The sequence below is a fragment of the Gardnerella sp. KA00127 genome, from assembly GCF_049244125.1.
GTDB lineage: Bacteria > Actinomycetota > Actinomycetes > Actinomycetales > Bifidobacteriaceae > Bifidobacterium > Bifidobacterium swidsinskii.
In genome coordinates this window covers 1,360,784-1,372,854 of record NZ_CP058377.1, presented here as the reverse complement: position 1 = coordinate 1,372,854, position 12,071 = coordinate 1,360,784, and the positions used below count along the sequence as shown (strand labels likewise).

The window sequence follows — 12,071 nt, the reverse complement described above, 5'->3', positions numbered from 1 at the left end:
GCAAGTTAGCAAATCAGCAATAAACTATTTTCCTAAGCGCCTGTAGTCCCAACGGTCAAAATGTTCCCAGATTAATAGCAGAACGCCAATAATTGTTCCCGATACGCAAAACAGCACAGGAAACCAAGTTGTAATATGCAATAACGCAACGATAAGCGCAATCATTGTTGCGACTAGCCACGCGATCGTTCCTATAGCAAAAACCTTTCGCAAATCAACGCGCAGCGGTTTTGGTGCTGCTTTTCGTGCATCAGGATTAACTATAGGTGCAAATTTCATACTTCCAACCATACAACTTACCGAAGTCTAAGTGTGACAAGTGCAGCTTAAGCGCGAAAATTGGCGGATTTAGGTTGTGTGCGTTTCTTACATCCTAACCACGTTGTAACCTTTCACATAGAAGATTGGAAGAAAATCAGTTGGGGGTGTAGCGTTTGTGCGCTGCGTTCCACGTTTAACATAAGAAAGTGATTAGTATGAGACATGCTGCACATGGTGCCACAAAAGCAAAGAGGCGTGGTGATTCGCCGCTTTCGCTGTTTGTAGCTCAGCATGGCGCGCATGGTGCGCATAGTGTGCGCGGTATGCGTTCTGTTCAGGCTAATCGTGTTAGTGAGCGTTTGGCTGCGGTTGCTACTAGCAATGGTGCTGTTGTAGAGCTTCCAGAAGCTGTTTCTGAGCGTTTGCAGGAGCTTGTTCCTCAAAGCAGGCGCGCGCTTAGGTTGTCTAAGCTTGCTAATGAGCGTCGTCACAATGTAATACTTTCGGCTTCTCTTGTTGCAATGGTTGGTACTGTTGCAGCTACTATGGCTTTAACTAAGGTTAATAGTTTTGATGCTCGCGCTTCCGAATTTGAGCCGTCTATGACTGCAGTTGGCGACGCATCTTCAACAGTTTCGCGTTCTAGCCAGCGCGAGTCTCTTGATCCTATGGCGACTATTAATAATGCTGTTGACTCTATTGAGAATGCTGCTAAAAAATCGCATAATGCGGGCTCTGCTGATGCTGCAAATAGCGCGAATGAAGATAGTTCTGCTCGCTCGGATTCGAAGCATGGAAACTTAGCCAATAAGGTTGCTAATTCAGTACAACCTGGCACTTTTTCTACTATATCTTCGAAGTCTGATTCGTGGAATTTAGGTTCTGATTCAGGCTTTAATATTGCGGAAATGTCGCGTTCTGCTGCGAATAATCCTAAGGTTGCTTTGTTGATAGATAAAGACTTTGACGTTTTGCCGAAGGGCTTTAACCCAAATCACGCAACTGGGGATACCGGTAACGCGTATGAGTTCAGCCAGTGCACGTGGTGGGTGTATATTCGCCGCCATCAGTTAGGTTTGCCTGTTGGCTCGCATTTTGGCAACGGAAATATGTGGGCTGATTCTGCGCGCAGTCTTGGCTATTGGGTAGATAATTCCGCTCGTCATGTTGGCGATATCATGGTGTTCCGCTCGGGTCAGGCTGGTTCTGATCCATTCTATGGGCACGTTGCAGTTGTTGAAAAAATTAATTCAGACGGTTCTATTGAAACTTCTGAATGTGGCGCTTCTTACCAAGGACGAACTTTCTCGCGCAAGTTTGACGCTAAGGAAGTTTCTCAATATCAGTTTATTCATTACTAAAGCTGCATTACTGAAGTTTCGTTACTAGAGCTGGTTTGCTAAAATTAGTTTGCTTATTACTGGCTTTGCTATTTTTCTCGTATGTAATACCCAGATGATACACTACGGAAAGTATGCTAAAACAAAGTAGAATTTTCTCAGTTTTTGTATCAACTGCCGCTGCAGCTTCAATGCTTACTGTTATGGCGCCATTCGCCATGGCAGAGTCTTCGCATGAGCTTTCCGAGTCAGCTGTCACTTCTACGCGCGCATTTCCAAAGGTGACGAATGTGCGTCGCGATATTTTAACTGAATCTACTTCTACTGATGTCGACGCAGATTCTCATTGGGGTGGCATAGAAAGCTTGAATGTACCTCAAACTAAGACTCCTAGCGAACAAGCTGCTGAAGTGGCACACCGTGCTTTTGCTGGAAATGTTGCTGCAAGCCGTTCTGGTTTCCGCAGTGGTGTTGAGCAGGTTCCTCTTGCTTCTGTAGTTCCTCCTGACGGTAAGTCTGTTGTCTCTCTTTTGAATTTTGCTACTCAATTCTTAGGCAAAGTTCCGTATCGTAGTGGTGGCAATACTCCTGCTGGATGGGATTGCTCCGGTTTTGTGCAGTATGTTTTTGCTAGTGTTGGTGTTTCTTTGCCTCGTACTTCTGGAGCGCAGGCAACTGTTGGAACCCCAATCCCAAGTTTGGCTCAAGCGCAGCCTGGAGATATTATCGCGAATGCGCAGCATGCTTCTATTTATGTTGGTAACGGCATGGTAATTAATTCGCAGCTTGCTGGCACTAAGTACGATCCTATCCGCTGCGTGTTCCCAGGCGGATACTCTATTCGTCGCGTTCTGTAGTTTCTATAGCTTCTGTAGAGTTTCTGTAGTCATATATCGCAAAACTGGCCAACACTCAATCTAAAATTACGCTACAATAGTATTTACAAGTTGTGCGCGAGTGACGCTGCTGTCGCAAGTGCAAGTATGAGGAGGTTGGCAATGATCCCAGAAAAAGCTGTATTGGTTGGAGTTGACGGCTCGCACGCGAGCTATAAAGCGGTTTGGTGGGCTGCAAATTACGCAAAGCATGCTGGGTTGCAATTGCAAATTGTTTGCGCTTATTCGTTGCCGAGTTATGCTGCTGTTTCTTTTGATGCCACTTACACTGCGATTGGTGACGATAATGCAGCTCATCACGATGCACAAGAAATTCTATCTAAAGCAAAAGCTGTTGCTCTTGAGCAGGGTGTTGACGCGACTACGCTAATTGTTACGGGCGATCCTTCTTCGGTTTTCGTGGAGCTTTCTCGTAACTATCAGCTTATTGTGATTGGCAATCGCGGCAAAGGTGGCTTGGCAGAGCGTTTGCTCGGCACAACTAGTTCTTCGCTTCCAGCTTATGCGTATTGCCCAATTGTGGTTGTGCCTTACACTGACGATGACGGTCAGCGTATTCATTTGAATAATACGATTACGCGTGTGGCTGTTGGCTCTGACGAGTCGAAGTGGGGACTTAAAGCTCTTGAAATTGCGGCTGATTTGGCGGATAGCTGGCATGCTGAGCTTGATGTTATTTCTGCAGTGCCAAGAGTGCAAGGTGCTGAGGGCGATACCGCTGTTATGGGCTCGTACATGGAGGATCTTGAGGAGCGCGTGAAGCCAATTTTGCAGCGTTTGCCGGATTTGCAAATTCATCGAACTGTTGTGCCTGGTTCTGCTGTTGAAGCTTTGACTCAAGCTAGTTTGAATCATGATCTTGTGGTTGTTGGTTCTCGCGGTCGCGGTGGCTTTACCGGTTTGCTGCTTGGCTCGATTAGCCAGGGATTGTTGCAGCATTCTTCGAGGCCTGTGTACGTTGTGCCGCGCAAGTATGTGGAATTTAGTGCAGCTCAGGTTGCGGCAGCGCAAAAGCAGCATTCTGAAGCGTCTATTGACGATATTTCCGGAGTGCATGAGGTTGATGTGCCGAAGGCTGGTAAAGAAGCTGCTAAGGAGATTGAACAAACAATCGATCCGCTGCGATAATGCAACGACTGCTTGGGATAACGCTCGCGTTGCTGCGACGACCTGCTTGAGCGCAGCACAGCGCGCGCGAAAGCAACTCGGAGCGCCGAGCTTGCTTAGGGTTGAAAGCACGGTGTGCTTTCAACGCAAGCGAGGTCTGCCTTCGTCTCGATTGACGAAGGCAGGACAGATTTGTGTGGTTATGCTTTAGAAACTAGGTTGTGTTTTGTGTGCGCTGACGACCTGCTTGAGCATTGAATTACTAGCGTTGACTTGCTTTCTGCGCGCGTGTCTCATTTTGCCCATTTTGAGACACTGGTGCAGATGAGTTACTGCGTTATTGTCTCTGTTTGGTTGTTTTCGGACATTAGTGCAGATTGCGTACTGCATTAGGGTCTCATTTTGCTTGTTTTGAGACATTCGTGCAGATTGCGCTCGCGCTGATTACGCTCGCGCGTGAAACTCGCGTTGGAAGTCCACTGGACTTCCAACTTAAGCGAGTTTCCGCTCCGAATTGCCTTCGCGCGCTAAAATCGCAGCGCGAAAGCAGGTCGTCGCGCTGCGCGCGTGTCTGAAGACCGGCGTAGTGAAACATTTGCCGGAGTTTTTACTGGCGTTTGTTGTTGGTTTTGCCGAAGCTGACCACATTTGCCGGGGATTTTATCCCACATTTGGAGCGCGCAGGTCATCTAGTCTTGCGGCTTTTGCGGCTCTTGCGACTCCGCTTCAGTATTCTCGCGCTTTTTCAGCATAAAACGCGCGCGCCTGGCATCTCGCTTAGCTTTCTTTTCAGCGAGCTTTTCTTTATTCATCTCGATTGCGCGCTTGTAAATCTTAAGCAGCTCACGCGCTTGGCTCTTAAAATCGTTATTTTTCGAATACTCGAGCACGTTCGCCTTAAGCTGAGCCTGCTCAGCCTCGCTCATATTCAAAACTTTACTAAAAACAGTTTTAAAATCTTCCTTAGTATCCCACTGATACCCGTTTTGACCGCTGATAATCTGCTTCTCATTCGGTACATCATGCTTTACAAGCGCAAACAGACCGGAAGCCATTGCTTCTAACATCGAAAGTGAGTGCATTTCGGAAAGTGATGCGGTTGTGTAGTAGTCCATTGCGTGCAAATACTTTGGAATTTCCGTGTGAGCAATAGGCCCAAGCAAGCAAATTCTGTCGTCAAAACCATTATCTGCCACGCGCTTGCGCAACGATTCCAAATCAGGACCGCCGCCAATAACAAATAAGCGCGCTTTTTCGCGAGGAAAATCGCAATACATAAAGTTGTCAATTAATTCTGAAATATTTTTTTCAGCGCCGATTCTACCAACGAAAACAAACAGCTTAGTAGAGTCAGAAACGCCATATTTTTCGCGGAAAGCTTTGCGGAATGCAAGTCGCTCAGGCGTTGGTAGGAACTTTTTATATTCCACAGCATTATTCAGCACAATTACTTTTTTATCAACCTTCTGACGGTCAATATATGCCTGTGCTTTAGGAGACATGCTCGTAATAATTGTGGCATTTTTCGAGAATCGCATAAAATATTTCGCCGAAATATTGCGAGAGAACTCAGTAAAATGCTTTAAGCCAATGTAAAACAGGAATTTATCGTATTCTGTATGAAGCGTGTAAATAACGGGAATATGCTCTTTTTTTGCTACTTCCAAGCCGATTTCGCCAATGCCAAATTCGTTTTGAATATGAATGACATCCGGCTTAAATTTAAGAGGAAGTTGCTTTCGCATGTGACCAATCGGAAGCGCAACGCGGTATTTGTAAAGCTTTTTAAGCAATATGCCCGGAACGTAAACAACTCCATCTTCAAGCTTGGTTTTGCGCTGTTTTTCGGAGCCGACCGTGACTACTAGCACTTCATGCCCAAGCTCTTCATACATCTTTTTGAGCATATAAGACTGTGTTGCGACGCCATTTATGTACGGTGGATACGTTTCGGTAAAAATAGCGATTTTCAAAGTTTCCTCCGGTTGCATACATGCATGCGTAGCGTCATTATTGCGCAAATATCTTGTGTACTCAATTGTGCCACACGTGGTGAATTTTAGTGTGATTTTTCGCGACTTTTGGTGCGACTTTTGGCTTATTCTAGCTGCGAACCGTAACGTTTACGCTAACTTGCGCGCCTTTTTCGAGCGTATGCTTAACAGTACAACCCCTGGAAATGTGGCGTTCCATGCGCTCTTTTAGTGCGGACGCATCTTCCTCGCTCAGCGCAGGTTTTGCCGAAGTCGCGTCAAGAGTGACGTCTTCTTGAAAACGCAAGTATGCGCCTTCCTCCGCGTCGTACGTGCCGTTTACTACAACTCGCGCTCCAGCGCCCTCGCCAATAGCGTGTTCTGCAGCGTACTGGCTGCTAAGAGCTGTGCAACCAGCTAAAGCGATTTGCATTAATTCAACCGGGTTGAACATGCCTTCGCCGTGACCAAACTTCAAGCTCACACCGTCGTCGCTGTGTGCTTCCCAAGTGCCGTCCTCGTTGCGCTCTACCCATAATCTTCTAGACATTTTTGCTCCTTTGCTGTAGTCGTATTTGTTCATGTTATCGTAAGGATTGTAACTTTGTGCTCAATTGTCGAATCTAGCGTTTTGCGTGGTATGCATATGGTTTTACGAGCGCGATTCTTTAAATTTATTAGCACTTTGTTAACATGGCAGCATGGCTTTAACAGAAGAAGAACTTGTCGCAATTCGCGCGCGCGTACCACAAAAACCGCTTTCCAGCATCCCAACTCCTTACGAGGATTTAGTGCGAAAAATCCTTACGGAAGGCACTTTAAAATCAGATCGCACCGGCACTGGCACAATCTCGCTTTTTGGTCAGCAAATCCGCTTCGACATTAGCAAATATTTCCCGCTTATCACCACGAAAACCGTGTTTTTCAAAGGACTTGCGTACGAGTTGCTTTGGTTCCTTAAGGGTTCGAGTAACGTGCGTTGGTTGCAAGAAAACGGCGTTCATATTTGGGACGAGTGGGCGGACGAAAACGGCGATTTAGGTCCTGTTTACGGTGTGCAGTGGAGGAGTTGGCCGGCACCGACCGCGGAAAATCCAAACCGCACAATCGACCAAATCGCAAACGTGCTGGATCTTATGAAGAATCACCCGGATTCCCGTCGCATGATTGTTAGTGCTTGGAATCCTGCGGAAGTTGAGCATATGGCGTTGCCGCCTTGCCATTCGCTTTTCCAATTTTACGTTGCTGACGGCAAGCTTTCGTGCCAGCTTTACCAGCGCTCTTGCGATATGTTCCTTGGTGTGCCGTTTAACATTGCATCCTACTCGCTTTTGACGATGATGATGGCTCAGCAAGCAGGTCTTGAGCCGGGCGAGTTCGTATGGACGGGCGGCGATTGCCATATTTACGACAATCATGTTGAGCAGGTGCTCGAGCAGCTTTCGCGCGAGCCATACCCGTATCCGCAGCTTGAAATTCGTAAGGCGGATTCGATTTTTGACTACGATTACAGCGATTTTAAGGTGATTGATTACAAGCATCATCCGACGATTAAAGCGCCGGTTGCTGTGTGATAATTGCGAATTATTTTGCTTGATTTAGCGTGTGAGGTGCGTATATGGCAAACAGCGTGTCACATAATTTCCCTGTGCGACTGATTTGGGGCGAGGCTTTTGGTTTGGACGGCAGGCCCGGCGCGATGGGCGTAAACGGAGGCATGCCGTGGCGACTTTCGCCGGATTTGCGCTATTTTAAGGCGATGACTATCGGTTGCCCTGTGATTATGGGTCGCGGTACATGGGATGCGATGCCGCCGAAATTCCGTCCGCTTCCGGGGCGCGAAAATATTGTTGTTACGCATAATCCTGATTTTGTGGCGGATAGAGCGCGTAGTTTTACTAGCATTGATGCGGCTTTAGATTATGCGCGCGAATGGCTGGAAAATAGGGAAGTGCTGGAAAGTCAGGAAAGCGTATCTCAAGACTCGCCTTTAGACGGACGAGCAATCTGGGTTATTGGCGGAGCTGCGATTTTGCGCGAAATGCTTGCGAATTATCACGCAGACGCAGCTTACGTAACGCAAATTGAAGCGAAAGTTGCAGCGGACACATTTGCTCCGAATATTCATGCATTAGTTGATGCAGGAAAATGGCATGTTGCGCGCGAAGGCGAGTTTGAGGAAGCGCCGCTGAAAGTTGGTAGCGAAAGCAATCCTGCACGATACCGGTTTATGGTATATGAGCCTGCTCAGTAAACGAGAAATCGCAAAGTAAACGAGACAGCAAAATAAACGAGGAAATATGACTGAAGAATCAAGCAAAATCAAGGTCGACGCGCGTCGCCCATACACTGTTATGACGGTTTGCACAGGTAATATTTGTCGCTCGCCAATGGCGGAAATTGTGTTGCGCAACGAGTTTCAATTGAGGGGATTGGGTGACGTTGTTGCCGTGCGTTCCAGTGGTGTAAGCGACGAAGAGTACGGAAATCCGATTGACCGTCGCGCGCAAAGGGAATTAACTAAGCGCGGATATAGGATTCCTGCGTCGCATTTTGCGCATCGAATTGAAGCGGATGAAATTGCGGAAACGAACCTGTTTTTGCCTATGACGGCTTCGCATATGCGCTCGCTTTTGCGTTTGTTGCCTGTGCAAAAGCGCGAACTTGTGCATATGTATCGCGCGTTTGATCCGTCGCTCCCTAAACCGCAGCCTGGTCGCGAGATGTTGCTTGACTTGGCTGATCCGTGGTACGGAGGTCCTCGCGAGTTCGAAGTTGCGATGGATCAGGTTGAGCAGTGCGCGCCTTACATAGTTGATTGGGTTGCTGCTCGCATTGAGAGGGTTAACTAAAGTAAGCGCTCCAAATGTGAGGTAACGTTCGCGCTATAAGCGAGCACTTATAGTGCGAGCGTTTCCTCGTGTTTGCGGACATAGTTTAAATTTGTAGGTATAGTTTTACAGGTATCAATTACCGCTCTGTTACTTTTAGTTGGGAGGATTTATGGCAGGTTTGGCTGTCGAAGACGTGCGCGCTCGCGTGCAAAACGCCTGGAATGATGTAGTTTCCGTGTTGAATAAGAAGATTTCGCTGGCTGCGGTTTCTGCTAAGGGTATTGCCGGCGAGCATATGCAAAAGTCCGCGCAATACGTGGCTGGGGTATTGCGTGAGGTTGGTATTGACGCGCGCGTTGAGCAGTCCACGAATCCGGACGGCACTCCGGGGGCTTTTGAAGTGGTCGGCTCTCGTATCGTAAACCCAAGTGCGCCAACGGTTTTGCTGTACGCGCATCACGATGTGCAGCCTGTTCCGGACCCATCCGAGTGGAACACAAACCCATTTGAAGGCACAGAGCGCGACGGTCGCCTCTACGGACGCGGCTCAGCTGACGACGGCGGCGGAATCGCAATTCACTACGGAGCTTTGCGCGCACTAAGCGACGATTTGCGCGTAAATATTAAGGTTTTCATCGAAGGCGAAGAAGAAATGGGCTCGCCAAGCTTCATCCCGTTCATTGAATCGCATAAAGACGAGTTCGAATCCGACGTAATTATCGTTGCCGACTCCGGCAATTGGTCCGCCGAAATCCCAAGTCTTACAACGAGTTTGCGTGGAAATACCGACGTGGATGTAAGGGTTAAAGTACTTGGTCATCAAGTGCATTCTGGACAGTTTGGCGGTCCGATTTTGGACGCTTACACGCTCGCTTCCATGCTTATTGCCTCGCTTTACAACGAAGCTGGCGACTTGGCAGTTCCTGGAATTGAAGCACAGGAACCGGTTGGCGGTTTGCAGCGCGATTTGGACGAAGCACAAGTGCGCGCCGACGCTTCCGTGGTCGATTCTTATAAGCTTGCAGGCACCGGTTCTCTCGCCGCGCGCATGTGGACTAAGCCAAGCCTGACGGTAATCGGCATGGACGCACATCCTGTTGAGGGCAGTTTTAATGTGATTGCGCACGAAACTAAGTTGCGTCTTTCGCTTCGTACCGCGCCTTCGCAGCGTCCGGAAGAAGCGCAAAAAGCGTTGTGTGACTTCTTGGTATCTCACGCGCCTTTTGGTGCGGAAGTTACTGCAGAGCCGATTGATAACGGCATGGGTTGGGCAATGGATCCGGATGCTGTTGCAACGAAGGATGCGCTCGCTTCTATGCGCGATGCTTTCGGCGTGGAGCCGGTAAACAAGGGCGAGGGCGGCTCGATTCCGTTTATTCCTGAGCTTCAGCGCATCTTCCCGAAGGCGCAGGTGCTGGTGACGGGTCCGGAAGACCCTAAGTCTAATGCACACAGCCCGAACGAGTCGATTTCGCTTTCTGGTTTGCGCGGAAATATTGTGACGGAAGCGCTGCTTTTGGATCGATTGGGCGAGTAATTCTGGCTAATTTTGCGCGAAGGCGGCAGAAACTTTGCAACGCTGTAAAGTTTCTGCCGTTTTTTGATATGTACCCCTTTTTCTTTACATGCGCGTAAAGTTTCTGCCGTTTTTGTGGCGATTCTCGACCGAAATTTTACGTTACTGTAAATTTTCTGCCGTTTCCGCCGCGTCTGCATGCGTCTAGTCTGTTGAGTAATCTGCAAACATGACATGGAATCCATTTGCAAAGAAAACTGCCAATAATGAGGGCGCGTCTACTCCTTCGTCGCAAAAGAAAGTAGCGGATGCAGAATCGTCCGTAGCGACGAAATCTCGCGAAAAAAACGCGCCGACTCCTAAGCGCAACGCTGCTCAGGCGCAAAAGCTTCGTCCACTAGTGCCGGCAGATCGCAAGGAAAGTGCAAAACGCGCGCGCGCTCGTCTTCGCGAATCTGAGAATTTGCAATACAACGCAATGCGCACTGGCGATTTGGCGCATATGCCAAAAATTGAGCAGCTTCCGTGGCGTGTGTATATTCGCGATTACGTGGATGCTCGAATTAATATTGGCGAGTTTTTCATACCAGTTGCAGTGCTGATTATGATTTGCTTGTTTGCGCTATCTAAATTTGTGATTGTTTATTTTGTTTTTGCAGTGTTCTTGTACGCGTATTTGTTTGCATCTGTAATTGACATGTTTGTTATGTGGCGTAAGTTGCGTAAGGAGCTGATTCGTCGTTTTGGTGATGTGGCTGTGTCGCGCAAATCGCGTTCCGGCATGTATGCATTCAGCCGCGCTATGCAGCTTCGTCGCTGGCGTTTGCCTAAGCCGAGTAGCGCAAAGCGTGGTAACTGGCCGAAGTAAGTGCAAAAGTAAGTGCAAATTTATTAATATTTGCACAAGCTACTATTATTATTTGGGATACTCAAAATAACGCGAATATTATGGGGTAAACGCATGTCACAAGATAAAGCACAAAGCAAATCGCAAGGCGCGTCTCAAGGCGCGAAGCAAGGTATGAAGCAGCCTAAGAAAAAGCAAGGCATGTTCTCGCAGATCATACGTATTTATAAGTACACGCATTCTGACGACAAGCAGCTGCCTTTGTGGTTGTCTTGCGCATTTGCTGCGCCGATTTTGGTTGCTGTAATTCTTGGAATTGTATCTCGTTGGTCCATTTTGATGTGGATTATGATGCTTATTACAGCGGTGATGCTTGGTTTGCTGCTGTTTACTGTTGTGCTTACGAAGCGTGCAGATAAAGTTGGTTATGCAAAGTTGGAAGGTCGCCCGGGTGCGGCTGCCGGCATTATTTCTGCGATTAATAAGGGCGGTTTTACTTTTCCGCAGCAGCCTGTGTGGGTGGATGCGCGTACGAAGGATGCGCTTTGGCGAGGCACTGGTTTTAATGGAATTTTCCTCGTTGGTGAGGGTAATTACGAGCGTTTAATGCATGCTATGGATCGACAGGAGCATGCTATTAAAAGCGTTACTGCCGGATCTAATATACCTGTATACCGTATTGCTGTTGGTAATGGCGAAAATCAGGTGAAGCTTAAAGAATTGCGCGGAAAGGTGTTGCGCTCGAAGACGCTACAGCCTGTGAAGCACAAGTTTGCGTTGTTCGATAAAATTCATCCGAACCGCCGATTCTTCCTTACTAAGACGGAGCTTGCGATTTTGAATGAGCGTTTGCGCACGTTGCAAAGCAAGAGTGGATTTGGCATTCCGAAGGGCATCGATCCAACGCGTCCGCAGCGCATCAGCCGTCGTGCAATGCGCGGTAAGTAAATTAAGTAAATTTTAGTGTTTTAGCCTTATTGTTGCGTGCGTAAGTGGCGTTTGTTCGGTGCTTGCGCACGTTTTTTATTGACGTGACGGACCTGTTTGAGCGCAGCACAGCGCGCGCATTTGGAAGGTTTGGTGTGGTGTTTTGCTCCGAACGTGGGTAGCTTTTCTCGCGTTTGGAGGGTTGGCGTCGACGCAGTGCCGTACAATCGTCAATCGACACGGGTGCTCTGTGTTCTCGCTTATGCAAGCGTGAACATTCAGAGCTGAGAGAAAACCGCTTGAACGTGAATCCGGGTAATACCGGCGCACGGAGGTCTGTTTTTCCCGTGCCTGGAGAGGTGTTGCAAGG

General features: G+C 48.1%; 12 protein-coding genes. 9 read left to right on the top strand and 3 right to left on the bottom strand.

Going from position 1 to position 12,071, the window contains the following annotated elements:
* Positions 1–24: 24 nt before the first annotated feature.
* Positions 25–291, bottom strand: a complete 267-nt coding sequence (locus tag HXT48_RS05520; RefSeq protein ID WP_004110629.1) for a DUF2530 domain-containing protein — start codon at positions 289–291, stop codon at positions 25–27.
* Positions 292–476: 185 nt separating this feature from the next.
* Here HXT48_RS05520 and HXT48_RS05515 point away from each other — a divergent pair, with 185 nt between their 5' ends.
* The 3 genes from HXT48_RS05515 to HXT48_RS05505 all read left to right on the top strand — a co-directional run bounded on the left by HXT48_RS05515 (position 477) and on the right by HXT48_RS05505 (position 3,625).
* Entirely contained in the window at positions 477–1,622 is a 1,146-nt protein-coding gene (locus HXT48_RS05515) for a CHAP domain-containing protein (protein ID WP_116773805.1), read from the top strand.
* A 113-nt stretch (positions 1,623–1,735) separates the two neighbouring features.
* On the top strand, positions 1,736–2,458 hold the full coding sequence (locus HXT48_RS05510; RefSeq protein WP_421793026.1) for a C40 family peptidase: 723 nt from the start codon (positions 1,736–1,738) through the stop codon (positions 2,456–2,458).
* 141 nt (positions 2,459–2,599) lie between these two features.
* Complete coding sequence (locus HXT48_RS05505; RefSeq protein WP_004105206.1) at positions 2,600–3,625, top strand: universal stress protein; 1,026 nt, start codon at positions 2,600–2,602, stop codon at positions 3,623–3,625.
* Between the two features lie 668 nt (positions 3,626–4,293).
* Here HXT48_RS05505 and HXT48_RS05500 read toward each other — a convergent pair.
* Both HXT48_RS05500 and HXT48_RS05495 read right to left on the bottom strand, forming a co-directional pair.
* The gene (locus tag HXT48_RS05500) at positions 4,294–5,577 is read right to left on the bottom strand and encodes a glycosyltransferase (protein ID WP_050770734.1); all 1,284 of its coding nucleotides are present in this window, start codon (positions 5,575–5,577) and stop codon (positions 4,294–4,296) included.
* A 130-nt stretch (positions 5,578–5,707) separates the two neighbouring features.
* Entirely contained in the window at positions 5,708–6,127 is a 420-nt protein-coding gene (locus tag HXT48_RS05495) for an OsmC family protein (protein WP_102155386.1), read from the bottom strand.
* Positions 6,128–6,278: 151 nt separating this feature from the next.
* Here HXT48_RS05495 and HXT48_RS05490 point away from each other — a divergent pair, with 151 nt between their 5' ends.
* From HXT48_RS05490 to HXT48_RS05465, 6 genes are all read left to right on the top strand, one after another.
* Positions 6,279–7,151, top strand: a complete 873-nt coding sequence (locus HXT48_RS05490) for a thymidylate synthase (protein WP_421793025.1) — start codon at positions 6,279–6,281, stop codon at positions 7,149–7,151.
* 44 nt (positions 7,152–7,195) lie between these two features.
* Complete coding sequence (locus HXT48_RS05485) at positions 7,196–7,831, top strand: dihydrofolate reductase (RefSeq protein ID WP_102703392.1); 636 nt, start codon at positions 7,196–7,198, stop codon at positions 7,829–7,831.
* A 46-nt stretch (positions 7,832–7,877) separates the two neighbouring features.
* A complete protein-coding gene (locus HXT48_RS05480) occupies positions 7,878–8,429 on the top strand; it encodes a low molecular weight protein-tyrosine-phosphatase (RefSeq protein WP_116431883.1) in 552 nt (183 codons plus the stop codon).
* A 151-nt stretch (positions 8,430–8,580) separates the two neighbouring features.
* Positions 8,581–9,948: a dipeptidase gene (locus HXT48_RS05475; protein WP_076002670.1), complete on the top strand. Its 1,368-nt coding sequence runs from the start codon at positions 8,581–8,583 to the stop codon at positions 9,946–9,948.
* 208 nt (positions 9,949–10,156) lie between these two features.
* Complete coding sequence (locus tag HXT48_RS05470; RefSeq protein ID WP_076002671.1) at positions 10,157–10,795, top strand: DUF3043 domain-containing protein; 639 nt, start codon at positions 10,157–10,159, stop codon at positions 10,793–10,795.
* Between the two features lie 153 nt (positions 10,796–10,948).
* A complete protein-coding gene (locus HXT48_RS05465) occupies positions 10,949–11,722 on the top strand; it encodes a DUF4191 domain-containing protein (RefSeq protein WP_064621921.1) in 774 nt (257 codons plus the stop codon).
* The last annotated feature ends 349 nt before the right edge of the window (positions 11,723–12,071 follow it).

Bases quoted from the DNA above. Each gene is read 5' to 3' on its own strand.
- HXT48_RS05520 (WP_004110629.1), bottom strand. From the start codon at position 291: ATGGTTGGAAGTATGAAATTTGCACCTATAGTTAATCCTGATGCACGA.
- HXT48_RS05515 (WP_116773805.1), top strand. From the start codon at position 477: ATGAGACATGCTGCACATGGTGCCACAAAAGCAAAGAGGCGTGGTGAT.
- HXT48_RS05510 (WP_421793026.1), top strand. From the start codon at position 1,736: ATGCTAAAACAAAGTAGAATTTTCTCAGTTTTTGTATCAACTGCCGCT.
- HXT48_RS05505 (WP_004105206.1), top strand. From the start codon at position 2,600: ATGATCCCAGAAAAAGCTGTATTGGTTGGAGTTGACGGCTCGCACGCG.
- HXT48_RS05495 (WP_102155386.1), bottom strand. From the start codon at position 6,127: ATGTCTAGAAGATTATGGGTAGAGCGCAACGAGGACGGCACTTGGGAA.
- HXT48_RS05490 (WP_421793025.1), top strand. From the start codon at position 6,279: ATGGCTTTAACAGAAGAAGAACTTGTCGCAATTCGCGCGCGCGTACCA.
- HXT48_RS05485 (WP_102703392.1), top strand. From the start codon at position 7,196: ATGGCAAACAGCGTGTCACATAATTTCCCTGTGCGACTGATTTGGGGC.
- HXT48_RS05480 (WP_116431883.1), top strand. From the start codon at position 7,878: ATGACTGAAGAATCAAGCAAAATCAAGGTCGACGCGCGTCGCCCATAC.
- HXT48_RS05475 (WP_076002670.1), top strand. From the start codon at position 8,581: ATGGCAGGTTTGGCTGTCGAAGACGTGCGCGCTCGCGTGCAAAACGCC.
- HXT48_RS05470 (WP_076002671.1), top strand. From the start codon at position 10,157: ATGACATGGAATCCATTTGCAAAGAAAACTGCCAATAATGAGGGCGCG.
- HXT48_RS05465 (WP_064621921.1), top strand. From the start codon at position 10,949: ATGAAGCAGCCTAAGAAAAAGCAAGGCATGTTCTCGCAGATCATACGT.